Consider the following 24,204-nt stretch of genomic DNA (forward strand, 5'->3'; position numbering starts at 1 on the left):
GAACTAATTAGTTATAAAGCTTAGCGACAAGCTGATTACCAGCTTCTGTCATGCCAGTGAGCTCCACCTGTCGTTGCTCTCCGTCATAGCTTAAATGAATGGCAACATCGGCTTCAGGTAATAAGCCATGCCCTCTATCTGGCCACTCGATAATACTAATAGTGTTATCAGTAAAGTAATCGCGGATCCCCATAAATTCAAGCTCTTCAGGATCAAGCAAACGATATAAGTCAAAATGATAAATTTGCATTCCCTTGAGCTCATAGGGCTCAACTAGGGTATAGGTTGGACTCTTTACATTGCCATCATGACCTAAACTTTGGATCAAACCACGGCTTAAGGTGGTTTTACCTGCACCGAGATTACCAGTTAAATAAATCACTAATGGGGCTGAAACCCACAAAGATAATTCAACACCAAGATCAATCGTTGCTTGCTCATCTTTAAGATATTTTTTAATCGAAGTCATGTTAACTTACCAGCACTTGGGAGATTAATCATATAAAACTGCAATATAGCTGAGAATACTAACCTCTTAGCCTATTGCGCTATTTGATGGCCTAAAAAAATAAAGCCAGCTTGATAGCTGGCTCTATATACAAATATTAACATAAAATTGACGCTGGAAAACCAGATTTTAGATATCTTCCATCCGTAATGCGCTATGTACCATACGTTTCTGCTGGGTTTTCTCCACACGAACTAAATCTAATAAAGCATCTTTGATTTCAGTGACCTCAGTGCTGTTAGCGGTTTTTTCTAAAAAACCAATCAAACGGTTTTCTAAATCAAGATGCATCTCGAGTACATCATCTTCACTCATATTGGCTGCTAGAGTCGAGTCTTGGCAGCGTTTTTCAAAGTCTTCGAAGGTGATGTCTTTATACCAAGTTTCAAGCATACGCTTTGGTGCTTCATCAATATAATTTTCAATACTGTCATGCACATGCTGTTGGTGTTGCTGTAAATATTCCAACATCATTTTTACTCTTGTAGAGTCTGCATTGCGGTGTAGTCGGCCATAAAGCTGACCCATGTCTAAGCGTGACTTGGCAATGAACTCAAGCACTTCACTTAATTGTTGGATACGCATAATAAACACTCCATCTGTCACCGCCCTTTGGCGGTCAGTAAAAATAAGATTGTAAAAGCTTGTATTTATTATGGTTGAAAAAAAGTTGAGAATATTTGAGCGAGTTCATATTTTGCATATAAAAAACAAGTAATTTAGCAACAATGAAACAACACCCAGCTACAGCACCCTAAACAATGCATAAATATTGTGCAAGCGGGGGGGGGTTAAACCGAGACATTTTGAACGCAGGGAGAAACTGCAGCGACCTGTCTGTTCATAAAAAGTGTTTCGAACTGATGACCTATACCTTGGCAATAAAAAAGGTATCACTATTTCTAAAAGCACAACTGAGCTAAGAGTGGGTTTATTTTTTTATTTGAAAGGAATGATTTTCTTAAGATGAGAAATTGGAGCGACCTGTCTGTTCATAAAAAGTGGTTCGAACTGATGACCTATACCTTGGCAATAAAAAAGGTATCACTATTTCTAAAAGCACAACTGAGCTAAGAGCGGGTTTATTTGAAAGGAATGATTTTCTTAAGATGAGAAATTGGAGCGACCTGTCTGTTCATAAAAAGTGGTTCGAACTAATGACCTATACCTTGGCAATAAAAAAGGTATCACTATTTCTAAAAGCACAACTGAGCTAAGAGTGGGTTTATTTTTTTATTTGAAAGGAATGATTTTCTTAAGATGAGAAATTGGAGCGACATATCAGGTTCGAACTGATGACCTATACCTTGGCAAGGTATCGCTCTACCAACTGAGCTAATGTCGCATATCAATTTTATTTTGAAGCTTTTGAAATTGGAGCGACATATCAGGTTCGAACTGATGACCTATACCTTGGCAAGGTATCGCTCTACCAACTGAGCTAATGTCGCATATCAAATCAATTTTAAAATTTGGAGCGACATATCAGGTTCGAACTGATGACCTATACCTTGGCAAGGTATCGCTCTACCAACTGAGCTAATGTCGCATCACTTAATGCTTTATCAAAACATTTGGCAAGGTATCGTTTGAACCAGAGCCAACTGAGCTAATGTCGCACATAAATTTTAATTTGAAAATTGGAGCGACATATCAGGTTCGAACTGATGACCTATACCTTGGCAAGGTATCGCTCTACCAACTGAGCTAATGTCGCATTTTGGTGTTTCAACTTTCAAACTTCAACCTCTTGCAGTAATGACTCTTACTGTAAAAAGTTGAGGCCGCATTATATGTAATATTCACTACACTGCAACCCTTATTTCAAAAAAAAAGTCTGATCGGTTAAATTTTAAATACTTCGCGGCGATAAAACTGCAATTCTTCGATAGATTCTTTGATATCTTCTAAAGCTTGGTGGGTATTCTTCTTAGTCAGCCCATCCATCACTTCCGGTTTCCAGCGCTTGGTAAGCTCTTTAATCGTACTGACATCAATATTGCGATAATGGAAGAACTCTTCCAGCTCCAACATGTACTTGTTCAAAAAGCGGCGATCTTGGCCAATGGTATTGCCACACATAGGTGACGCACCTTTTGGCACATACTGCTCTAAAAAGGCAATCGTCTGTCTAATGGCATCTTCTTCAGTGTATGAACTCGCCTTTACGCGATCAATTAAACCTGATTGTCCATGGTGAGTTTGATTCCATTCATCCATACCGGCTAACACTTCATCTGATTGATGAATCGCAACCACAGGGCCTTGGGCTAATACGTTTAACTCTTGATCTGTCACAATAGTGGCAATTTCAATTACACGATCGACGCTAGGTTCTAGACCCGTCATTTCTAAATCAACCCAAATTAGATTGCTTGAGTTTACAGCCATAATATCTGCCTTATTCTGTCAAAAGCCCATAATTCAGGCTTTTTTATTAAAGAGGGTGTATCATACTGTTTTTTTAAGCGACACAAAAACACCAAATTAATGAAGATTAGCCTGTGAGTAAAAAGAAACCACTTAGCCAAGGTCAAAAGCGCAGAATGCGCGACAATCAGAGTAAGCGCCTAAAACGCAAAGACACACAAGATTCTGCTAACGAGTTACAGGATAGTCTACTAGGGCCTGAACAGCAGGGTATTGTTATTTCACGTTTCGGTCAGCATGCTGATATTGAAACCGAAGATGGCACTGTCGCCCGTTGTAATATTCGCCGTAATATCACTAGCCTTGTAACCGGTGATAAAGTGCTAGTGCGCCTTGCCAATGAAACCGATCGTGGTATTGGGGGCATTGTTGAAGCGGTTCATCCACGGATTTCGTCGCTAACTCGTCCAGATTTATATGATGGCGTAAAAATCATTGCTGCCAATATTGATCAAATTTTGATTGTATCGTCGATTTTACCCAGCTTTACCACCCAAATTATTGACCGCTACTTGGTTGCCGCTGAAGACACCGATATTCCACCAGTCATCATTCTTAATAAAATGGATTTATTAACCGATGACAATCGTGAAGAAGTCGAAGTGGCATTAGAGCGTTACCGCCAGATTGGTTACCCCGTCTATATGGTCAGTAGCCATACTGGTGAAGGTGTTGATCAAATAAAAGCCTTACTTGCTGATAAAATTAGCGTATTTGCAGGGCAATCAGGTGTAGGTAAATCATCGCTGATTAATGCACTGATGCCTGATGCAGAGCTAGCAATTGGCGATGTATCCAATAACTCAGGCCTAGGTCAGCACACTACAACGACGGCAAAGTTACTTCACTTTCAAAGTGGCGGCGACTTAATTGACTCTCCAGGTGTACGAGAGTTTGCGCTATGGCACTTACCTGCCCCGCGCGTAGGCTGGTGCTTTATTGAATTTAGAGATTACATCGGTACCTGTAAGTTTAGAGACTGCAAACATGGTGATGATCCAGGTTGCGCCTTGCAAGCGGCGCTAGCTGATGGGAAAATAACCCAAGATAGATTTAGTAATTACCAGCGCATTATTGCCAGCCTAGATGAACAGCGACATGCTCGCCACTTCCGCGCCGCTGACGAGTAACGTCGCTGACGTACAAATATTAACTGTTATATTATAACAACCTCAACAACTCAAAAGGGTATTCAATTGGACTCTGTTAAAATTGCTTTGCAATACATCTTACCTAAACACTTACTTTCACGTCTTGTGGGTAAACTTGCTGCCGCTGAAGCTGGCGCAATCACCACTGCAGGTATTCGATGGTTCATCAAGCAGTATAAAATTGATATGTCTGAAGCGGCTCAAAGTGAGCCTGAAGCCTATAAAACATTTAATGCCTTTTTTACCCGCGCATTAAAACCGGGTCTTCGCCCAATTGTTGAAGATGCGAAAACAGTCGCTCACCCTGTTGATGGCGCAGTAAGTCAATGTGGTCCAGTACAAGCTGGCAAAATTGTCCAAGCAAAAGGCCATGACTACACCACCTTAGCCCTGTTAGGCGGTCAGATTAAAGATGCTGAACGTTTTAATGATGGCGAGTTTGCAACGATTTATTTAGCACCCAAAGATTATCACCGAATTCACATGCCAATCACTGGCACCTTGTCGAAAATGACTTATATTCCTGGTGATTTGTTTTCGGTTAACCCGTTAACTGCGCAAAATGTACCAGGGCTATTTGCCCGTAACGAACGTGTTGTCGCTATTTTTGAAACTGAAGTAGGCCCACTTGCCATGGTATTAGTTGGCGCAACGATTGTGGCAAGTATTGAAACTGTTTGGGCAGGCACAGTGACCCCGCCTTGTGGTAAGCAAGTCTTCACATGGGATTACCCAACTGAAGGTCCTGAAGCACTGACGTTAGAAAAAGGCGCCGAAATGGGCCGCTTTAAGTTAGGCTCTACCGTAGTAATGTTATTTGCTCAAGACGCTATTGAAAGCTTTGCCGAAGGCGTTGAGCCAACGCAAACCACACGCATGGGTCAAGCCTTCGCTCATTTAAAGTAATCGTTATTGCCCACAACATGGTTAGTTGAACGAGTATGATGCCAACAGGCGCTTTCAAAGGATCGAATCCAAACTCAGGGTTAATTCAATTGCATATCGCAGTACTGCTATTTGGCGGTACTGCACTATTTTCTAAAATTATCCCCCTCAATGCGCTAGACATCACAGTACTGCGTTGTGTTATCGCCTTTTTTGCACTTGGCTGTATCGTCAAATTAAGCAAGAAAAAGCTACAATTACAGCAATTCAAACATTACTTAGTCGCCCTAGGCCTCGGTATTCTTGTTAGCTTGCATTGGGTGACCTATTTCGCCTCAATGCAACTGTCATCAGTTGCCATTGGCATGATTGCTTTTTTCACCTACCCCGTCATGACTGTGCTTATAGAGCCGCTAGTCAATAACACACGGCTTAAATTAGTGGATGTTATTTCAGGTTTAGTGGTATTAATCGGAGTGATGTTACTTATTCCCGAGGCCAACCTCGAAAATGATGTCACCTTAGGCATTGCTACAGGTATTTTATCTGCTGCGTTATTCACTGGCCGCAATTTGCTCCATAAACGCTACTTCAGTGGTTATAGCGGCCCTCAGGCTATGTTTTATCAAACATTCGTAGCTGTAGTCGTGTTAAGCCCGTGGTTAGAAGTGGAATTAGATACTATCAAGGCTGAAATGTGGACAACAATTGTCATTTTAGGGGTATTTTTTACCGCTGCCCCCCACGCCTTATTTGCCTCAGCGCTGCGTCAATTAAGCGCTAAAACTGTCGGACTCGTCTCATGTCTGCAGCCCTTTTATGGCACGGTATTAGCCTTGCTATTGTTAAATGAGCAAGTCAATGTCACTACCACTGTGGGAGGGTTGATTATCTTAGCCACCGCAATTTTCGAAACTCAGCAAAATCATAAAAAAAATAAAGCGTAAACTCAGGTTTTTGTTACCATTGTATTAGTCCCTCTTAAGTAATCATCCAACTATGATACGTATTGCGGTTTTATTGTTCTGTATTATTTCTTTTACTGCCTCTGCAACCTCTCCGCTGCAGTTAGACAAGCGCTTGGGCTTTGCTAAAAATACCAATACAATCGCGGTTGTGGACATTCCAACTCAAATAGACAATGTCCAGCAAAGTATCACAAGGCTGCGTAATGAAGCCCAAAGCTATGATGATCTTGAGTCGACAAGTGCTGGCACAATCAACAGCATTACTGCAAAAATCAATCAGCCCGCAGCGCCAATCATCATCAATGACGATGTTGATATTAGCCAACAAGCCTCAATGGCTTACTACCATTTATCAGAGCAAAAACAATCCGAAAATGATTTAAGCTTGCAGTTAGTTGAGCTTAATAAAAGACAAACAGCCTTACCCACCTTAATACGCCAAGCCAAAGAAGCCTTAAATCAGCATAAGCGTGCCCGACAAGCGCCTTTGGATACCCCTTTAGGCAAGCTGCAAAGCTTACAAGCTGAGTTACTTGAGCAACATATCGCAACCTTATCTTCTGAGCTCTCCAGTGGTCCTAAACAAAAACAAATCGTGCAACTGCAATTACAGCTTTTGCGCTTAGAGCATGCCCAGCAAGAGCGATTAATTGAGCAGTTAAACCAAAAAAACAATCAATATCGCCAACAAAAAGCCGCCAATACCATTGCCAACAACCTGATTGATGAGCAACAACTTGCCGATGAAGCCTCGCAAGAGATAAGCGCACAAAATCAGCAGTATGCTGACGAATTAATCCGTATAAATAATGCCATTTCAGACACCATCGAGTTGCAAGAAAAAGCAGAGAAACAATACCAATCCCATGCGCTACAGCTGGCTAATGTTGAGGAGCAAATCACCTGGGTAGAAACTAACTCTGCATTTGGCGACCGTTTTTTACAGATGCTGCAGTCCTTACCTAAGCCGACAAACCAAGATAAATTACTGGCATCCGTTGCTGACTCACGCCTAAAGCGTTATCAGGCTGAGCAACAAAAAGCGTTAAATAAGCAACAATTGAGCAATCAGAAGTATCTTAATAATACCCAAGTAAAATTACTTACCTCTCAGCAAAGCCTAATCGAACAAGTAGTACAAAGCTATGATGTATACCTCAATGAGCAAGCTAAACTGCGCAATAGTTATGAGCAGCTAACACAGATTTATCTTGATCTTAAAAACACCCTCAATGAACATTTATTTTGGGTTCCCAATGCGGCGGCAATATCCGGTTTGTGGCTTATTGACTTAAAGAATGCCACCGTATGGATGATGCAAACCCAACAAGGGCAACTGCTTAAACAAGCGTGGGCAGAGCAAAATATATATTGGGCTTGGTGGGTGATCACCTTGATATTGTGCTTAATGGCCCAGGATTTATTGACGCCTAAATTTAATAGAACCATTGAACATTATGGTCAATATGTGGGTAACGTAACCCAAGATAAATTCAAATACACCGCTAAAACCTTAGCGCTAAGTTTATGTTATTCGCTAGTAAAACCATTACCGGTACTACTTGCTGGATGGATTTTATTTGCCTCAGAACTGAACTTGGTGCATGCAATTGGGGTTGGCGTGTTATCTGTGGGTGGCAGCTACTTGGTGTACCGAGTCTTTGCATTACTTGCCTGTGATAATGGCATTTTAGTCTGTCACTTTAGAAGACCTGAAACCTTAATTAGGCGCCTTCAAGAAAAAACCCTGCGCTTTATTGTCTTAAGCTGGCCATTAATTGGCATTATCGGTTTTACTGAAGCCCTTGATAGCTCGCTTATTCGTAACAGTATTGGTCGTTTGGCATTTTTCTTATTCACCATCTCGCTATTGATGCTATATAAAGATTTATATGCCTTTATTAATGATTTTCGTGCCAACGCCAATGATGGCAAGAACATGAAATTACTCCATAAAGTCATTTGGGCATTTTTAATCACAGTGCCTTGCGCCAGCATTGTTTTCGCCCTAATAGGTTACTATTTTAGTGCCTTTCAAGTATTACTGCAGCTGCAATTAGCCTTATTGCTAGGCTTAGGCTTTTTATTGTTGTACCAACTACTAAAGCGTTGGATGCTAATCGAGCGCCGTTTAATTGCCTTTGATCGCGCTAAAACCAAACGAGCAGAAAGACTGGCGCAACGTGAGCGTGGCGAACTAAATAATACCCCCGATGTCTCTGAAAACTATGAAGAGCCCAAAGTCGACCTGGAAACTATCTCGAGTCAGTCGCTGGGGTTAGTACGTTCGCTACTGATTTTAGCCTTTTTTGCTAGTTTACTTGGGCTTATTTCTCAAACCCATACTGCACTGTTTTCTTTCCTTGATGGCATTACCTTATGGAGCACCCATTCGGTAGTTAACGGTATAGAGCAGCAAATTCCGATCACCTTAAAGTCAATTCTGTTTGCCTTTATCACCGTTGGCTTTTCCGCCATGATTGCTAAAAATCTGCCGGGTTTACTAGAGCTGACCATTTTACAACGATTAGAGCTATCGCCAGGTACAGGGTTTGCTATCACCACCGTAAGTAGTTACGTGGTGGTATTTCTTGGCATGTTAATCGGGTTTTCCACCGTCGGGGTTGAATGGTCGAAATTACAATGGCTTGTTGCAGCGCTATCGGTGGGCCTTGGTTTTGGCTTACAAGAAATTTTTGCTAACTTTATTTCTGGTTTGATTATCTTATTTGAAAAACCGATTCGAATAGGCGATACGGTGACCATTCGCGACTTAACCGGCACCGTCAGCAAAATTGAAATTCGAGCCACAACCATTGTCGATTGGGACAGAAAAGAGATTATTGTCCCCAATAAAGCCTTTATTACAGAACAACTGGTCAACTGGTCGTTATCTGATCCTATTACCCGAGTTATCGTTTATGTGTCAGTGCAGCGTGATGCAGATCCATCAAAAGTTGAAGCCTTACTCCATCAAGCAGTAAGAGAATGTGACTTATCATTGACCTTCCCTGAGCCTGAAGTCTGGTTTGCAGGTTTTGGCCAGCACACCCAAGATTATGAAGTCAGATCCTATGCTAAAGACATGAACGATCGTTGGCCCTTAAGGCATAACCTTCACAAACGTATTTGTAAAAAACTAAAAGAAAACCAAGTTGAATTGGCGTACCCACAAATGGAAATCCATATCAATAATGGTCAGAGTCGTGAATTTAATAAAATTATCAAAGGTTAAATAAATGCTGATTTTTGCTCACCGCGGTGCGAGTGGTTATGAAGTAGAAAACACCCTTGCGGCAATGGAAAAAGCACTGGCGTTAAAGGTTAGTGCCATTGAACTTGATGTTTATAATGTGGAAGGGCAACTGATTGTATTTCATGATCGCCGCCTAGAAACCAAAACCTCAGGACAAGGGTTAGTGCATCTAAGTAGCTTAGACACTATCAATAATGTGACTATCAAGCAGCATAAACTACCGACGCTATGGCAAGTCATGGGCCTGATTAAAGGTCGCTGTATTGTCAATATTGAGCTTAAAGGCTATCACACCGCCGCGCCTCTTATTGCTTGCTATAACGACATGATTGAGCAGCTTGGCTTTAGCCCAGATCAGCTACTGATCTCATCATTTAATCAGCCTTACTTACTCGAGGTTAAACAACATCTCCCCCATGCTAGAGTGGCACCCATTTTAGCGGGCGTGCCGCTAAACTATGCTGAATCAGTATCAGCCCTTGATGCCTATTCTATCCATGTTGATATACATTTTGTCACCCATAAAATGGTCAATGATGCCCATCAACGCGGCGCTAAAATTTATGTCTACACCGTCGATAATGCCGAAGACATTCAAGCTTTGAACGCCATTGGCGTAGATGGGATATTCAGTAACTATCCCGATAAAGCCGCCGCTGTAATCCAGCAATTAAATCAACAAGACACTGATTCTCAAGCAACTGACCACCATTTATGCTTTGGCTAAATACCCCCTAAAGCAACAGGCAAGTGACACCGTTAAACTTGCCTGTTTCGTTGCGCCCAAGCGCCAACAGCAAAAAATGCCACCAGTAGCAGTAACAGCATCCATTGTGAAGGCATTGATTTAAGTTGCCTCGCTAACCACGGGCTAACGCTGACAATCCCTAAGCCGTAACCAAAAGCATTCACCAGTACAAATACCCAAGTTCGGACAAAAAAGCCCTGACCCGATAACGCCTTGCGTAATACCCGATTAATATCGGTGGCAAACACCACAATACAACAGGCCACTAACGCAGTGGCAATTTCACTCATCCACGGATGAAGCATTGCGCCAAGCTGGGCAATAAATGCTATTATTTGATCCATTAACTTCCTCAATTTAATCGACTTACAGGGATTTTATGGCACACAAGTTATTATTGTTAACCCAAGATAACGACAGGTTTCGTCAATTATTAGCGGCTCACCACCTCAAGGATCTGACAATTCTAGGCGATGAGCCTAGTAGTATTACTGAGGCTGATATCTGGTTTGCAGAGCCACATCTTGCGGCGCCATTACTTAACTTAGGTCGCAACTTAACTTGGATGCAATCCACTTTTGCTGGTGTTGATCGCCTTACAGGTTCTAGACAACGACGGGATTACGTCCTAACCAATATCAAAGGGATTTTTGGCCCTTTGATGAGTGAATATTTATTTGGTTATTTACTTGCCCACCAGCGAGAGCATGCAAAATATAAACAACAGCAGCAACATAAGCAATGGATCCCTGGTAGCTACAGAACCTTACAAGGCCAAGGCTTACTGTTACTCGGTACCGGCTCGATTGCCCAGCATATTGCTAAAACGGCGAAGCATTTCGGCATGACGGTTACCGGCCTGAGTCGTAGCGGCGAGCCAAAGGCGCATTTTGACCATGTTGATACTATTGAGCACTTAGCTAACTATTTGCCTAGTGCACACACCATCGCCAGTACGCTACCTAGCACCTTAGAAACTGAGAATCTATTAAGCAAAACCATGCTGGCATTACTACCTGATGAATGTGTGCTGTTCAACCTTGGCCGCGGAAATGTGCTCGATTTAGATGCCTTAGCTGCGCAATTACTCAATAAGCCACAACAAAACGCAATCCTTGATGTCTTTAATCAAGAGCCATTGCCCGCAGACCACCCTATTTGGCATTGCCCTAATGCCATTATCACCCCCCATATTGCCGCCCCAAGCTTTCCTGAACAAGTGGTAGAAGTGTTCGTTGAAAACTTCCATTTATGGACAACACAGCAACCTTTAAAGCATCTGGTCGATTTTTTTAAGGGCTATTAATCTTTATTATTAACCGCCAGCATAATGCCTAACAATTAAGTCATACTGTAATTTAAATCTCATGGATGAGCTGATATTGAATAAAAGTAACCCCCTCTGGAGTCTATATCCTCCCGACTTGAAAACCCTAAGACCTCTTCCTTTTAATCCAATTGATAACGCCGATATTGGCATTAAACTCCCATTGCAGCAGTAATTGTGAGCAAGTTAGCAATTTTTAATAACTAATATTCTTGGCACCAATTAAGAAATTGATAAAAAGTTATTAGCAATGAGAACGGTTTTCATTTAGAATTGCATTATAGTCAACGAGCGATCATCTCTTAGCCTTATGAATTGTCTAAGTTAAGATATGAATCAGATTAATTGAAGAGGCTTTATGTACGTTTGTCTTTGTCACGGAATTACTGATACCCAAATTAAAGAAGCGGTAAGCAAACATGGCGATAGCTCTTTAGCTGACGTTAAAAAACGCTTAGGTGTTGCTGATCAATGTGGTAAATGTGCACGTATGGCGAGCAACATTATTCAGGCTCAAGTTGACGTAGAACCTAAATTTTACGAAGTGGCGTAAGCTGTTGCTAAAAAGCAAGGCTAACTCAAGCCTTAAGTTCATCCTCAGGTTAAAATCAAATTCTCATAAAAAATGCTGCCCATTGGCAGCATTTTTTATGTCTTTCTTTTATGGCTATTCTGCTGCGCGATTAATCGCTTGATGGCTCAATGTCAGCATCCGTTTGCGCACCGAGCTCGATATCAACACTATCGACCCGTTGTAAACCACGAGGTAGTTTCGCGCCTCTACGGCCTCTCTCACCACGATAATGCTCAAGATCAGATGGTTTTAAAGTTAGCTTACGTTTACCAGCCCACAGGGTAACTGACGCCTCTTGTGGAATAACATCAAGATGGATCAATAGCTCTTCTCTGCTCTTAGCGCGATCCGTTGGAATACCAATGATCTTGTTACCCTTACCTTTCGATAACTGCGGCAAGGCATCAACATCAAAGATAAGCATTCGGCCTTCATTGGTTATCGCCATAATTGACTGAGGCACGCCTTTTTTAACCAATTTAGGCACTAAGGACTGCGCATTCGCAGGCAGGCTTAATAATGCTTTACCAGCCTTATTACGACTCACCATATCTGCATAAGAGCCGATAAAACCGTAACCGGCATCACTGGCTAATAAATAGCATTGTGAATCAACGCCCATCAACACATGGCGCATTACCGCCCCTGGCGCTAAATTAAAGCGTGTCGTGATTGGTTCACCCTGACTTCTAGCAGAAGGTAGCGTATGTGTATCGGTTGCAAACGCCCGCCCTGTCGAGTCGATAAACACTGATGGCTGATTACTCTTACCGCTGGCACTACATAAGAAGCTATCACCGGCTTTATAATTTAACCCTTCGCCATCAATATCATGACCTTTCGCGCAGCGTACCCAACCTTTGTCAGATAACACTACGGTCACTGACTCTGCTGGGGTCAACTCTTGCTCAGTTAAGGCTTTTGATTCAATACGCTCAATGATAGGCGAGCGGCGATCATCGCCATAGGTTTCACCATCTTGTATGAGCTCTTTTTTAACTAAGGTTTTTAAGCGGCGCTCAGAACCCAAAATAAGTTGCAGCTTATCGCGCTCTGCAGCTAACTCTTCTTGCTCACCTTTAATTTTAAATTCTTCAAGCTTGGCCAAATGACGTAACTTAAGCTCTAAAATCGCTTCGGCTTGCTTATCTGATAAATCAAACCGTGACATTAACTCTTTTTTCGGCTCATCATTGAAGCGAATGATCTCGATGACTTCATCAATATTTAAGAAGGCAATCATCAAAGCATCAAGAATATGCAGCCTTGCAAGTACCTTATCAAGACGGTATTGCAAACGACGGGTCACGGTTGAGATGCGGTAACTGAGCCACTCAGTTAGCATCTCTTTCAGGCCTTTAACCCTTGGGCGACCATCAAGGCCGAGCACATTTAAGTTAACTCGAAAGCTCTTTTCTAAATCCGTAGTGGCAAACAAATGCGCCATTAACTGATCGCAATCAACACGATTTGAGCGAGGCACAATGATTAGTCGTACTGGGTTTTCGTGATCAGATTCATCACGTAAATCTGCCACCATCGGCAACTTTTTAGCCTGCATTTGGTTAGCAATTTGCTCTAAAATCTTGCCGCTACCAGCTTGATGTGGCAAACAAGTAATGACAATTTCGCCGCTATCAATCTCGTAAACCGCGCGCATTTTAATCGAGCCACGACCTGTTTCATAAATCTTGGCAATGTCTTTACTTGGGGTAATAATTTCAGCTTGGGTCGGATAATCTGGCCCTGGTACCAGCTCCATTAGGCGCTCAAGTTCCGCTTTAGGATTATCCAATAACTCCACACACGCAGACACTAATTCACGCACATTGTGTGGTGGGATATCGGTTGCCATACCCACGGCAATACCGGTAATACCGTTTAATAAAATATGCGGTAAGCGTGCAGGCAATGATTTCGGCTCTTTTAAAGTTCCGTCAAAGTTAACGCCCCATTCAACCGTGCCTTGGCCTAATTCAGATAAAAGCACTTCTGAAAATTTTGATAAGGTCGCTTCGGTATAACGCATGGCTGCGAATGACTTAGGGTCGTCTGGCGCCCCCCAGTTACCTTGACCTTTGACTAAGGGGTAACGATAGGAAAATGGCTGCGCCATTAATACCATAGCTTCATAACACGCACTGTCACCATGGGGATGGTATTTACCTAATACGTCACCCACGGTTCTAGCAGACTTTTTAGGCTTAGATTGAGCTGATAATCCAAGCTCGCTCATAGCGTAAATAATACGACGTTGAACAGGCTTTAAACCATCGCCAATATGTGGCAAAGCACGATCCATGATTACGTACATTGAATAGTTTAAATAAGCCTCTTCTGTAAAACGGCGTAGGGGCATTTGCTCTACACCATCAAGGCTTAATTCAATCGCATCACTCATTAGTTAATATTCCTGTGATTATTCTGGCGCTTTATAAAACAAGCGATATACATTGCCTTTTAGGTCATCAGAGATGAACACTGCACCATCGGGTGCATTTATCAGGTCATAAGGTCTAGCAACGGGAAACTCACCGTCTAAAAAGCTGACGACTCTTTCGCGCTTGATAATTTGGTCATCTTCAAGGGCTAACATCACCACCTGATAACCAATTTTACTTGAGCGATTCCACGAGCCATTTTCAGCAACAAATAATTGATGATGGTAACGCTCAGGAAAATTATCACCTTGATAAAAAAGTAGGCTGGTTGGTTTTACATGCGCTGGTAATTCAAATTCTGGTGTTGAAACATTGAGGTTGTCTGGTTTCTTAAAAGAAGGCTCAACAACATTGGTTCCATGAATATAGGGAAAACCAAAATGGCTACCCTTTACGTCTATGCGGTTTATTTCATCGGCTGGCATGGTATCACCCATCCAATTTCGGCCTTGATCAGCAAACCATAATTTAGCGCTGCTCGGCGACCAGTCAAAACCAATAACCCGCCTTAATCCTGATGCCACTTGTTCGGTGTCACCCGTCTTAATATCAATGGCTAACATGCTGCTAAATGGCGCTTCTGCTTCACACACATTACACGGAGAACCAATAGAGATATACAGTCGGCCATCGGGTCCAAACTTCATCCCACGAGCATGTTTGCGCTCAACACTTGGCAGCCCTGAGTACACCTCTTTGGGTCTACCAGGACGCCTAAGGCGGTCTTCAATATCTTGATAACGTAAAATACGGTCTTGATCAGCGACATACAAATCACCGTCATGAAACGCGATAGCTTCTGGGTACTCTAAGCCTTTACCAATTAGGTAGCGTTTGTTTACCTGACCATCGTTATCAGAGTCGACTAAAGCATAAATGGTGCCGCTCTTTTTTGAGCCGACAAACAAGGTGCCGTTAGTGCCCATTGCCATTTGTTTGGCATCACCTAAATCTGAGGCATACAGTGTCAGCCCAAATCCTTTAGTCACAGTAATCATCATGGTGTCGGCTGCAAAAGCTTTAACCACAGTCATTTGTGTTAAAGCAAGCACGGACAACGCCTTTAACGCTGTCTTCGCTTGCTTAAAGTCCATTTTAAATTTTATGTTCGACATCTTAGTAATTTTTGCCTTCATTGTTGTTATAAGCAATTGCTATCAGCAATCGTTATGGGCAATTGTTATGGGCATAAAACTGAGTAAATTACAGCTGAGCTAGATCACCTTTAGACTCTAACCAGATTTTACGATCTGGCGAGCGCTTTTTCGCAAGTAACATATCCATGAGTGCGACTGTGTCTTCATTATCATCAATGGTTAATTGCACCAAACGGCGGGTATTAGGATCCATTGTGGTTTCTCGCAGTTGCAATGGGTTCATCTCACCTAGACCTTTGAAACGAGTGACTTGCACTTTGCCTTTTTTCTTTTCTGCCACAATTCGGTCTAATATACCGTTTTTTTCATCTTCATCTAAAGCATAAAAAACTTCTTTGCCTAAATCGATACGAAACAGCGGTGGCATTGCAATATACACATGGCCTTTCTCGACCAACACACGATAATGCTTCATAAATAAAGCACATAATAGGGTCGCAATATGCAGACCGTCGGAGTCGGCATCAGCAAGAATACAAATTTTGCCGTAGCGTAACTCTGAAATATCAGCACTGTCTGGATCGCAGCCTATAGCGACTGAGATATCATGTACTTCTTGCGAGGCTAATACCTGTGACGCGTCCACTTCCCAGGTATTTAAAATCTTACCTCTAAGGGGCATAATCGCTTGAAACTCACGATCGCGCGCCTGTTTAGCACTACCACCCGCAGAGTCACCCTCCACTAGAAATAGCTCACCGCGCATTGGGTCTTGGCCACTACAATCAGTTAATTTACCCGGTAAAGCCGGCCCTGAAGTAACTTTTTTACGGGCTACTTTTTTAGCCGCTTTTAAGCGTTTTTGAGCATTGTTAATACAAAGTTCAGCTAATTGTTCAGCTTGCTCGGTATTAGAGTTAAGCCATAGCGAGAAAGCATCACGAACAATACCAGAAACAAAGGCAGAGCTTTGACGGCTTGAAAGCTTCTCTTTAGTTTGACCGGAAAATTGTGGGTCCTGCATTTTGATAGATAAAATAAATGAGGCTTTATCCCAAATATCTTCAGGTGAGAGCTTAATGCCTCGAGGCACCAGATTACGAAACTCGCAGAACTCGCGCATCGACTCCAATAAGCCTTGTCTGAAACCATTAACGTGAGTCCCGCCAAGTGGCGTAGGGATCAAGTTAACGTAACTTTCATACAAACTATCTCCACCTTCAGGTAGCCAAGTAATGGCCCACTCTGCCGCGTCCATTTTACCGGTAAAACTACCAATGAATGGCTCTTCAGGTAACAAGACCGAATCTTTTACCGCTTCTTTTAAGTAATCAGTTAAGCCACTTTCGTAAAACCACTCATGTACTTCACCGTTTTGCTTATTGCTAAACTTAATCCGTAAACCAGGGCAAAGCACAGCTTTAGCCCGCAATAAATAAAGTAGCTTAGTAAGCGAGAAGTTACCTGAGTCAAAATAACTGGCATCTGGCCAAAAATGAACTCGGGTACCGGTATTACGACGACCACAGGTGCCGGTAACACGTAAGTCTTCGACCTTGTCACCATTTTCAAATGCCATATCATACACTTGAGCATCACGACGAACGGTAATTTCAACCCGAGTCGATAAGGCATTCACCACCGAAATACCTACCCCGTGCAAACCACCAGAGAATTGGTAATTTTTATTCGAGAACTTACCACCGGCGTGCAATTTAGTGAGGATCAATTCAACCCCAGGAATACCTTCTTCAGGGTGAATATCCACAGGCATACCACGGCCATCATCAGTCACTTCCAATGAATTATCGGCGTGCAATACTACTTCAATTTTTGAGGCGTGACCGGCGAGCGCTTCATCGACACTGTTGTCGATAACTTCTTGACCTAAATGATTCGGCCTGGTGGTGTCGGTGTACATACCAGGACGGCGTTTAACAGGGTCGAGTCCATTAAGAACCTCGATAGCGTCAGAAGTATATTGATTGCTCATAGTCCACACATTTGGTCAATTATTGGCCCAATATTACAGGCCGAAAAGAATACTTGTTATTTAATTTGTAAAAAATCACATATCTTATCTAGCTGATTTTTGTAGCCAATAAAACTGTGGTCACCGTTGGCCTCTAAATGAAGCTGACAACAATGATATTTCGATAATGCTTGACGATAATCTAACACTTCATCGCCAGTTTGCAAAAAAACTAAAAATCTATCTGGGCGACGAATGACTTCAGTATTATATTCAGCAACATCAAGTTTATGTTGCGGTAATACTTGGTAATGTTCATCGGTATAGGGGTTATATTGCGGCCCTAAAAACCCATCAAACAATTCAAAGGGTTTTACTGCAGGGTTTATCAACACTGCTTTACCGCCATATTGTTCAGCTAAATAGCTAGCAAAGTACCCACCTAAAGACGATCCAATGTAGGTTAACGGTTCACCTTCGGCTTTCGCTTGTTCCACAATACCACATAACAAGGTCATCGCCGCTTTAGGTGATGAAGGAAGTTGAGGTTGGTGAAAAGGGTAATCCGGAAAACGTTGTTTTATATAGGCAGCCGTTTCCTTGGCTTTATCTGAAAGAGGTGAACTATTAAATCCATGTATATAGAGCAGCATATTTCCTCTCGCTAAGGTGATATTGAAATTCCAACAGCAGAATGAATATCAAGTTAACCAATAACGAAAAAACGTCTAATAACCGCTCGCATCATTATCTGGAGAGAAGTTTTCGCCAGGCACCCGATAAACATTAGTATGAATGCTACCATTGCTAGCTAGCTCCAGCAAACGATAGCCGGGTTGAAGTCCATCTAGGGCAAAATAAGAAGATTTTGGCTTAAATTGTATACAAGTTGACGGGGTCGCCATTAAGTGAATAGCACCATTGGCGCCTTGATATTCACTATCAATAGCTTGATGCACATGGCCCCATAGCGCGGCTTTCACTTGAGGGTATTCCCCCATGCGCTGTAAAAAGTTATCGCCATTAATCATGCAATGCTGATCAAGCCAGCTGCACTGCACTAAAATGGGATTATGGTGCATAACCAGTAACACGTGTTTCTCAGGATCAGCTTTGATAGCAGCATCAATCAATTTAAATTGATCTTCAGCCATAAAGCCACCCGGTTTACCACGCACTGTTGAGTCCAACATCAATATTTGCCAGTTACCAATGATAATGCGCTGCTGACCAAACAATTGTTTGCCCTGCATATGCAAGCTCATCAAGCGTGGGTCATCATGATTACCCGGTAAATAATGACAAGGCATATCGAGTTTTGTAACTGCATTTGAAAAATGCTGGTATGACTGAGGAGAGTAGTCTTGGCTGATATCGCCAGAGGCCAACATGATGTCAGCTTGCTGATCTGATGCTAAAAAAGTGTCTAGTACCGCCTGAAAACTGGCAGCCGTATTCACCCCTAAAAGCTGCGCTTCTGGATCGGCAAATAGATGAGGATCAGTGACTTGAATCAGCCTGACGACATCCGTTTCAGCGATGGGGTAACTCACTGGCTCTTTTAGCACTAATTAATCCTAGACATAAATTAATTCAATGTAGCAGAACTATGTCGAACATAGATGCTGGGGACGGCATCCAATCTTAAGTAGCTCTTCCAAAAATGCATTAACTTGATATTTCTCATCCGTTTGATGCATATGTACATTTGGATAATCATACACTGCTTTTAATCGATAAATCTGTTGACTAGTTAACACTTCTGCTAATTGAGCATCATGATAGACTCGCACACATGCTTTAGGTGTGGTAAGGAAGTTATCTGTGGGAAAATGCCGCTTTATTTCAATTAGTTGTGTATATTTAGTATTTTCAATAATCGTGATATCTAATAGCCCAAATTGGCCTTTAACAGTCCAAGGCTCATTAATTTCACCATCTTCAGGTAACCATTTCAAAATCAGCGCATAATTACGGCCGCACAATGCTAAAAAAGCACTCACGTTTGGCTGGTACTTATTTTTGGTTACTTGCTGACTCAATTCAAACCTCTTTAATTAGCTTTACATTACGCTTAAATATTGATGATAAGCCGCTTAGCCAGTGTGCTGATTGAACGGCTATGAGGTCACTTTATCTAAGTTTAATGCCAACCATTGTAGACCAATCACGGTAGAGGCATTATCAATACGGCCATTGTTGACCATATCCATGGCGACATCAAAATCGACCACATGCACTTTTATATCTTCATGCTCATATTCAAGGCCGTGTATGCCTTGGGCTTTACTGGCATCAACTTTAGCCCAGTAAAAATAAAATCGTTCAGATGAACCACCTGGTGTCGCCAGAAAGCTATTAACGAAATGCATTTCAGTGGCACTAAGCCCTGTCTCTTCCATTAACTCTCGATGGGCAACCTCTTCGGCCACCTCGTCAGCGGCGATCATACCTGCAACCAATTCAAGTAGCCAAACAGAATTGGTGGTCCCTATTGCAGGTAAGCGTATTTGCTCGATAAGGACGACTTGATGAGTGACTGGATCATAGGGCAGTACCACAACCGCATTACCCCTTTCAAATACTTCACGAGAGACAACCTCACTCCAACCACCGTCAAAAAGTTTATGCTTAAATTGATATTCATCCACTTGAAAAAAGCCTTTAAAAACGGTTTTAGTATCAATGATTTCAACATCTGTTTCAGCGTTAAACTGTGCAAGTATTTCATTATTTTTCATATTTTTTTCTTACAATTTGTAAGCCCTTTAAAATATTTCATACACTATTATACGGTGGTTATATTTAAGCAGGGGATTTTAATAAAGTCTGTTACAACTTGAAAGTTGATATTTGCCTTAGAAATGATAACCTTTTTCACGATATACAGCAGAGTCTGTTGATCTTTCATGGTTATTTTTGCAACAACAGCTAAAATCTATCTAGGTAATTGAGCAATAAATGTAACATTGGCATTTTTCATACCAATTAATGCATTATCCGTAGCAATAAATGCTACTGAAACACTGTAAAATTTAAGCTAGAAAGATGAACAGATCCTCGCTGCATAGCGACAACTCAGGATTTTAAGCAAGTGCGATAGTACTAAATGATGCTTACTTAATAATGAGTACCGTAAACACCAAAATTATTTTTCCTCCATTGATGGAGATATTGTCTAAAAGGGCAGCAAATGAAATTTAAAATTAGTTCAATATACGCAGCGCTAACATTAGCAGTTGCTGCACCTGCGGCAAATGCTGACGATTTACTGCAAATTTATCAACAAGCACTTACCAGTGACACCGTAGTACTGCAAGCACAAGCTCAGCGCGATGCATTATACGAAAGCATTGAAGAAAACCGTGCGCCTTTACTGCCGACTATTAGTGCCAACGTGGGTTACTCAAAGGCATGGAATAAAGAAGATGGTAAGGACACCAACAAGCCAGATGGCTTTACTGGTGGTATCAGCTTAAACCAAGTTATTTATGATCACAGCGCTTGGGTCGGTTTAGATTTAGCTGAAATGGCAGCATCACAAGCTGACTCAGCTTATGCATCAACGTTACAATCATTAATTATCCGTGTAACTGATGCATACTTTGCTGTATTAACCGCAAAAGATAACTTTGAGTTCCAAGGTGCTGAAAAACGTGCGATTGAGCGTCAATTGGAGCAAACTAAGCAACGTTTTGCAGTAGGTCTTACCGCGATTACCGACGTTCATGAAGCTCAAGCGCAATATGATTTAGCCTCAGCCACTGAGATTTTGGCCGAAAATACCTTAGCAAACAGTTACGAAGCATTACGTGAAATCACAGGTATAGATCACAAGTCAATTAACATTCTAGATACGACCCGCTTTTCTGCTGGCGCAACCTCGCCAACAACCTCAGCTGAATGGTTAAAAATTGCAGAAACCAACAGTATTGATTTAATGACCCAACGTATTGGCCGTGATATTGCCAGTGAAACCATTAGCCTTTTTAAAGCTGGCCATATGCCATCATTAAACTTGGGCGCTGGTTACACTAAAGGCTTTGATCAAAACCCAGGTCTTGATTACGACAATGCCAACATTGGCATTACCTTAAGCGTACCGATTTTTGAAGGCTTTAAAGTTTCGTCACAAGTAAAGCAAGCTCAATATCAATATGTTGAAGCCAGTGAACTGCTTGAGCAAACTCACCGTAGTGTGGTTAAAAATGTACGCAATAACTTTAACAATGTCGGCGCGTCAATCAGCTCTATCCGCGCTTACGAGCAATCTGTTATATCTTCTGAAAGTGCTTTAAAAGCCACTCAAGCAGGTTTTGAAGTGGGCACGCGTACCATTGTTGATGTATTAAACCGTACTCGTGATTTATACGATTCAAAGCGTCAACTGTCTGATGCTCGTTACGGCTATATCACTTCAATCCTTGCTCTTAAACAAGCAGCCGGTACTTTAAACGAAGACGATATCATCTCAATTAACAATGGCCTTATTTCAGAATAACCTTTGTTACTGAGTAAGCCCTATTGCTGATGCCTTATTCAGGCAACAAAAAAACCGCCAAATGGCGGTTTTTTATTGGGCATTTATAACGCTTATTCAGTCTTTAGAATGTCAGTTCAACACCGGCAAAGGCACCTTTAAACGACATATTCTGAGTTGTGCGAGAAAAATCATCAACATCAAATTTGAACTCGCGGTAACCCACTCGGATTGCCGTGTCTAAAGCAACACCATCAAATTTCCAACCTAAACCAGCGTTGTAGTCATAAACATTTGACTCATCAATGCCTAGCATAACGTCAGCAAATGCATATAAACCCAGCCCTGGCACACCGACTTCAGCACTACCGTAAAGCATAACAATACCGCTATCCACATCGACTTCTGAAGAAATTGCAGAACCAGCATCGGTAGTGCCATTAATTCTTATTGAACCATGCATTTGCTTGTAGGCAGCACCTAAATCTAAAGCTACTAAATCATTGTCTAGAATTTCGTAATAAAGTACGAAATCCGTATTACTTAGATCATTATAAGCAGTAGAAGCGCCATCGATAGAAATATCGTTAAAGAAAAAGTTTGAATCAGTTTGCTTGCCTTTACCTTCTAAACGGTTTTCACGAATTTTAACGTTAGGCACTAACGGAATTGGGTGCTCAAAAGCAATCCATACACTGCCCTGTGCATCAGAGTCATAGTTATAAGTTTGCCCTACACCATCGTCACTATTGAATGAGCCGCTGGTGTCAGCTTGCCAATAATCACCACCGACTTTAAAACCAAGCACAGTTGCAGCTTGCGCTGAAGAGATGCTTAATAAACCCAATAAACTGGTGGCAAGAAGTGTCTTTTTCATCATTATCCCTGAGAGAGTAAGTTAGTTAAATCGATTACCGCAGCATTCGCGCGGGAAATATAGTTAGCCATGACTAATGAATGGTTGGCGACTAAACCAAAACCATCTCCGTTCAGCACCATTGGGCTCCAAACAGTTTGCTGAGTGGCTTCAAGTTCACGAATAATTTGTCGTAAACTCACCTCAGCATTTTTCTTTTCCAGTACATCTGCAAAATCAACTTCAATTGCCTTCATGAAATTAAGCAAAGCCCAAGCACTGCCTCGGCTTTCATAAAGCACATCATCAATTTTCCACCAGCTGGTTTTAATTTCTGAACTGGCGAGCGATGGCGTTGATTGCCTTGCAGTAGAATCACCGGCTAAATCAGTATTTAAACGCTCTTGACCAACACTGGCAGACAGCCGTTGTGAGATACTGCCTAAACGTTTTTGCACTTCTTTAAGCCATTCATTGAGGTTGTCTGCGCGAGCGTAAAACTGGGCATTACTGTTTTCGGTATCACTGATTTTAGCGCGGTAAAGTTTCAGTAATTTTATCGCTTCACGGTACTCGCCTTCAGCGCTAGGCACCAACCAACTGGTATGCTCAATATTAAGTTTTGAATGCGCAGCCAGTAAATCGCTATCTGCTGTCGATTGAGATTGTGAGCGACTAAACTCTTTACGCATAATCAGCGCTAAATCGCGAGACTGCTCTAATGCACCAAACTCAAATGCTGGCATATTATCCATCATCACTGATGGCGGCATAATATCGTTGGAAAGCCAGCCACCTGGTTTGTCCAATAAGCTTTCGAGAGTGTCTATCAGTGAAGAAGTTGTCGCGTAGCCAATAACGTGCTCGCCACGTTCATTTTGTAGCGTTTCGGGCTCTAGGATGTCTGGCTCAATGCTCCACCAAACCGCAATGACATAGCCGATTAATAGAATAATCCCTATGACACTAAAAATTTTTTTCCTTGTGATTTGCATCAATACAACTCCTTAATGATGATGGTGATGATGGCTTTCTTGCTGATCAGTACTCGCCTTTTTATCAACCATTAATTCAATATTTAACTGCTGACCATCAGCAAAAGTTAATGTTAATGGTACTTTATCACCGACGGTTAACGGCTTAACCAGTGACAACAGCATGATGTGATCACCCGATGGTTGCAATGTTAAGCTGCCATGTGATTCTATATCAAACCCTTCAACTTGGCGCATTTTCACAATGCCATTTTCTTCAATTAGGGTATGTAATTGGGCTTCTTTTGCCACTGGTGTAGTCACAGAGACTAATGTAGCAGTGTTATCTGAATGGTTCATTAAAGTAAGATAAGCTGCGGTGTTGGGCACACTGGCAGGCATGGCTCTAACATGGCCTTCTGAAAGCATAATGCCCGCAGTGGCCGAAATAGAAAATGTGGTTAAAACTAAAAAACTAAACAGCTGTTTGAATATCGCTTTCAATGTCTTAAACTCCATGTACACCCTAGTCGCTTC

General features: G+C 41.9%; 22 protein-coding genes and 4 tRNA genes. 8 read left to right on the forward strand and 18 right to left on the reverse strand.

The window, feature by feature from the left end:
• Positions 1 to 7: 7 nt before the first annotated feature.
• The 7 genes from tsaE to orn all read right to left on the reverse strand — a co-directional run bounded on the left by tsaE (position 8) and on the right by orn (position 2,899).
• The gene (gene tsaE, locus AB4140_RS03945) at positions 8 to 469 is read right to left on the reverse strand and encodes a tRNA (adenosine(37)-N6)-threonylcarbamoyltransferase complex ATPase subunit type 1 TsaE (RefSeq protein WP_371999873.1); all 462 of its coding nucleotides are present in this window, start codon (positions 467 to 469) and stop codon (positions 8 to 10) included.
• Between the two features lie 168 nt (positions 470 to 637).
• Positions 638 to 1,093 carry a hypothetical protein gene (locus AB4140_RS03950; protein WP_102439937.1) on the reverse strand — a complete coding sequence of 152 codons (456 nt, stop codon included), beginning with the start codon at positions 1,091 to 1,093 and terminating at the stop codon, positions 638 to 640.
• A gap of 684 nt (positions 1,094 to 1,777) precedes the next feature.
• Positions 1,778 to 1,853: transfer RNA gene (locus tag AB4140_RS03955), tRNA-Gly, on the reverse strand.
• A 30-nt stretch (positions 1,854 to 1,883) separates the two neighbouring features.
• Positions 1,884 to 1,959: transfer RNA gene (locus tag AB4140_RS03960), tRNA-Gly, on the reverse strand.
• Between the two features lie 22 nt (positions 1,960 to 1,981).
• Positions 1,982 to 2,057: transfer RNA gene (locus AB4140_RS03965), tRNA-Gly, on the reverse strand.
• Between the two features lie 92 nt (positions 2,058 to 2,149).
• Positions 2,150 to 2,225 (reverse strand) — tRNA-Gly (locus AB4140_RS03970).
• Positions 2,226 to 2,353: 128 nt separating this feature from the next.
• Positions 2,354 to 2,899 (reverse strand): oligoribonuclease, encoded by a 546-nt coding sequence (orn, locus tag AB4140_RS03975; RefSeq protein WP_102439938.1) that lies wholly within the window; start codon positions 2,897 to 2,899, stop codon positions 2,354 to 2,356.
• A 113-nt stretch (positions 2,900 to 3,012) separates the two neighbouring features.
• On the opposite strand from orn, the gene rsgA reads away from it, so the two are divergent.
• From rsgA to AB4140_RS04000, 5 genes are all read left to right on the forward strand, one after another.
• Positions 3,013 to 4,068, forward strand: a complete 1,056-nt coding sequence (gene rsgA / locus AB4140_RS03980) for a small ribosomal subunit biogenesis GTPase RsgA (protein WP_102439939.1) — start codon at positions 3,013 to 3,015, stop codon at positions 4,066 to 4,068.
• A 66-nt stretch (positions 4,069 to 4,134) separates the two neighbouring features.
• Positions 4,135 to 4,995 carry an archaetidylserine decarboxylase gene (gene asd, locus AB4140_RS03985; protein WP_102439940.1) on the forward strand — a complete coding sequence of 287 codons (861 nt, stop codon included), beginning with the start codon at positions 4,135 to 4,137 and terminating at the stop codon, positions 4,993 to 4,995.
• Between the two features lie 35 nt (positions 4,996 to 5,030).
• The gene (locus AB4140_RS03990) at positions 5,031 to 5,921 is read left to right on the forward strand and encodes a DMT family transporter (RefSeq protein WP_241903573.1); all 891 of its coding nucleotides are present in this window, start codon (positions 5,031 to 5,033) and stop codon (positions 5,919 to 5,921) included.
• Positions 5,922 to 5,973: 52 nt separating this feature from the next.
• Positions 5,974 to 9,177 carry a mechanosensitive ion channel domain-containing protein gene (locus AB4140_RS03995; protein ID WP_102475906.1) on the forward strand — a complete coding sequence of 1,068 codons (3,204 nt, stop codon included), beginning with the start codon at positions 5,974 to 5,976 and terminating at the stop codon, positions 9,175 to 9,177.
• Positions 9,178 to 9,181: 4 nt separating this feature from the next.
• Positions 9,182 to 9,925, forward strand: coding sequence for a glycerophosphodiester phosphodiesterase (locus AB4140_RS04000; RefSeq protein ID WP_102439942.1), 744 nt, complete (start codon positions 9,182 to 9,184; stop codon positions 9,923 to 9,925).
• Between the two features lie 32 nt (positions 9,926 to 9,957).
• Here the strand turns inward: AB4140_RS04000 and AB4140_RS04005 are convergent, their stop codons facing one another.
• The gene (locus AB4140_RS04005) at positions 9,958 to 10,290 is read right to left on the reverse strand and encodes a DUF3392 domain-containing protein (RefSeq protein ID WP_371999877.1); all 333 of its coding nucleotides are present in this window, start codon (positions 10,288 to 10,290) and stop codon (positions 9,958 to 9,960) included.
• Between the two features lie 35 nt (positions 10,291 to 10,325).
• On the opposite strand from AB4140_RS04005, the gene AB4140_RS04010 reads away from it, so the two are divergent.
• Positions 10,326 to 11,252, forward strand: a complete 927-nt coding sequence (locus AB4140_RS04010; RefSeq protein ID WP_303446487.1) for a D-2-hydroxyacid dehydrogenase — start codon at positions 10,326 to 10,328, stop codon at positions 11,250 to 11,252.
• A gap of 379 nt (positions 11,253 to 11,631) precedes the next feature.
• On the forward strand, positions 11,632 to 11,826 hold the full coding sequence (locus AB4140_RS04015; RefSeq protein WP_076539068.1) for a bacterioferritin-associated ferredoxin: 195 nt from the start codon (positions 11,632 to 11,634) through the stop codon (positions 11,824 to 11,826).
• Positions 11,827 to 11,956: 130 nt separating this feature from the next.
• Here the strand turns inward: AB4140_RS04015 and parC are convergent, their stop codons facing one another.
• The 7 genes from parC to nudF form a co-directional block, all read right to left on the reverse strand.
• Entirely contained in the window at positions 11,957 to 14,248 is a 2,292-nt protein-coding gene (gene parC / locus AB4140_RS04020) for a DNA topoisomerase IV subunit A (protein WP_102439945.1), read from the reverse strand.
• An 18-nt stretch (positions 14,249 to 14,266) separates the two neighbouring features.
• Complete coding sequence (locus AB4140_RS04025; protein WP_102439946.1) at positions 14,267 to 15,382, reverse strand: PQQ-dependent sugar dehydrogenase; 1,116 nt, start codon at positions 15,380 to 15,382, stop codon at positions 14,267 to 14,269.
• Positions 15,383 to 15,491: 109 nt separating this feature from the next.
• Entirely contained in the window at positions 15,492 to 17,378 is a 1,887-nt protein-coding gene (parE, locus tag AB4140_RS04030) for a DNA topoisomerase IV subunit B (protein ID WP_102439947.1), read from the reverse strand.
• Between the two features lie 56 nt (positions 17,379 to 17,434).
• A complete protein-coding gene (locus tag AB4140_RS04035; RefSeq protein ID WP_371999880.1) occupies positions 17,435 to 18,010 on the reverse strand; it encodes a YqiA/YcfP family alpha/beta fold hydrolase in 576 nt (191 codons plus the stop codon).
• Positions 18,011 to 18,085: 75 nt separating this feature from the next.
• Positions 18,086 to 18,925, reverse strand: coding sequence for a 3',5'-cyclic-AMP phosphodiesterase (gene cpdA, locus AB4140_RS04040; protein WP_076539079.1), 840 nt, complete (start codon positions 18,923 to 18,925; stop codon positions 18,086 to 18,088).
• 39 nt (positions 18,926 to 18,964) lie between these two features.
• Positions 18,965 to 19,399, reverse strand: a complete 435-nt coding sequence (locus AB4140_RS04045; RefSeq protein WP_371999882.1) for a DUF1249 domain-containing protein — start codon at positions 19,397 to 19,399, stop codon at positions 18,965 to 18,967.
• A gap of 78 nt (positions 19,400 to 19,477) precedes the next feature.
• Entirely contained in the window at positions 19,478 to 20,098 is a 621-nt protein-coding gene (gene nudF, locus AB4140_RS04050) for an ADP-ribose diphosphatase (protein WP_102475901.1), read from the reverse strand.
• 452 nt (positions 20,099 to 20,550) lie between these two features.
• Between nudF and tolC the strand changes: the two genes are divergently transcribed.
• Positions 20,551 to 21,858: an outer membrane channel protein TolC gene (gene tolC, locus AB4140_RS04055; RefSeq protein ID WP_303446484.1), complete on the forward strand. Its 1,308-nt coding sequence runs from the start codon at positions 20,551 to 20,553 to the stop codon at positions 21,856 to 21,858.
• A 103-nt stretch (positions 21,859 to 21,961) separates the two neighbouring features.
• Here tolC and AB4140_RS04060 read toward each other — a convergent pair whose 3' ends face one another.
• From AB4140_RS04060 to AB4140_RS04070, 3 genes are read right to left on the reverse strand one after another with little or no spacing between them, the layout of a single operon-like run.
• Entirely contained in the window at positions 21,962 to 22,714 is a 753-nt protein-coding gene (locus tag AB4140_RS04060) for a TIGR04219 family outer membrane beta-barrel protein (protein ID WP_102475900.1), read from the reverse strand.
• A 2-nt stretch (positions 22,715 to 22,716) separates the two neighbouring features.
• Positions 22,717 to 23,688 (reverse strand): DUF2333 family protein, encoded by a 972-nt coding sequence (locus AB4140_RS04065; protein ID WP_102439954.1) that lies wholly within the window; start codon positions 23,686 to 23,688, stop codon positions 22,717 to 22,719.
• A gap of 12 nt (positions 23,689 to 23,700) precedes the next feature.
• Entirely contained in the window at positions 23,701 to 24,186 is a 486-nt protein-coding gene (locus tag AB4140_RS04070) for a copper chaperone PCu(A)C (protein WP_102439955.1), read from the reverse strand.
• Between the last annotated feature and the right edge of the window lie 18 nt (positions 24,187 to 24,204).

It is taken from the genome of Shewanella sp. 10N.286.51.B2, assembly GCF_041469265.1.
In the GTDB taxonomy this organism is placed as follows: domain Bacteria; phylum Pseudomonadota; class Gammaproteobacteria; order Enterobacterales; family Shewanellaceae; genus Shewanella.

What these genes read in the sequence shown, in the direction of transcription:
- tsaE (WP_371999873.1), bottom strand. Translation starts at nt 469, where the DNA reads ATGACTTCGATTAAAAAATATCTTAAAGATGAGCAAGCAACGATTGAT.
- AB4140_RS03950 (WP_102439937.1), bottom strand. Translation starts at nt 1,093, where the DNA reads ATGCGTATCCAACAATTAAGTGAAGTGCTTGAGTTCATTGCCAAGTCA.
- orn (WP_102439938.1), bottom strand. Translation starts at nt 2,899, where the DNA reads ATGGCTGTAAACTCAAGCAATCTAATTTGGGTTGATTTAGAAATGACG.
- AB4140_RS03990 (WP_241903573.1), top strand. Translation starts at nt 5,031, where the DNA reads ATGATGCCAACAGGCGCTTTCAAAGGATCGAATCCAAACTCAGGGTTA.
- AB4140_RS03995 (WP_102475906.1), top strand. Translation starts at nt 5,974, where the DNA reads ATGATACGTATTGCGGTTTTATTGTTCTGTATTATTTCTTTTACTGCC.
- AB4140_RS04000 (WP_102439942.1), top strand. Translation starts at nt 9,182, where the DNA reads ATGCTGATTTTTGCTCACCGCGGTGCGAGTGGTTATGAAGTAGAAAAC.
- AB4140_RS04005 (WP_371999877.1), bottom strand. Translation starts at nt 10,290, where the DNA reads ATGGATCAAATAATAGCATTTATTGCCCAGCTTGGCGCAATGCTTCAT.
- AB4140_RS04010 (WP_303446487.1), top strand. Translation starts at nt 10,326, where the DNA reads ATGGCACACAAGTTATTATTGTTAACCCAAGATAACGACAGGTTTCGT.
- AB4140_RS04015 (WP_076539068.1), top strand. Translation starts at nt 11,632, where the DNA reads ATGTACGTTTGTCTTTGTCACGGAATTACTGATACCCAAATTAAAGAA.
- parC (WP_102439945.1), bottom strand. Translation starts at nt 14,248, where the DNA reads ATGAGTGATGCGATTGAATTAAGCCTTGATGGTGTAGAGCAAATGCCC.
- AB4140_RS04025 (WP_102439946.1), bottom strand. Translation starts at nt 15,382, where the DNA reads ATGGACTTTAAGCAAGCGAAGACAGCGTTAAAGGCGTTGTCCGTGCTT.
- parE (WP_102439947.1), bottom strand. Translation starts at nt 17,378, where the DNA reads ATGAGCAATCAATATACTTCTGACGCTATCGAGGTTCTTAATGGACTC.
- AB4140_RS04035 (WP_371999880.1), bottom strand. Translation starts at nt 18,010, where the DNA reads ATGCTGCTCTATATACATGGATTTAATAGTTCACCTCTTTCAGATAAA.
- nudF (WP_102475901.1), bottom strand. Translation starts at nt 20,098, where the DNA reads ATGAAAAATAATGAAATACTTGCACAGTTTAACGCTGAAACAGATGTT.
- tolC (WP_303446484.1), top strand. Translation starts at nt 20,551, where the DNA reads ATGAAATTTAAAATTAGTTCAATATACGCAGCGCTAACATTAGCAGTT.
- AB4140_RS04060 (WP_102475900.1), bottom strand. Translation starts at nt 22,714, where the DNA reads ATGAAAAAGACACTTCTTGCCACCAGTTTATTGGGTTTATTAAGCATC.
- AB4140_RS04065 (WP_102439954.1), bottom strand. Translation starts at nt 23,688, where the DNA reads ATGCAAATCACAAGGAAAAAAATTTTTAGTGTCATAGGGATTATTCTA.
- AB4140_RS04070 (WP_102439955.1), bottom strand. Translation starts at nt 24,186, where the DNA reads ATGGAGTTTAAGACATTGAAAGCGATATTCAAACAGCTGTTTAGTTTT.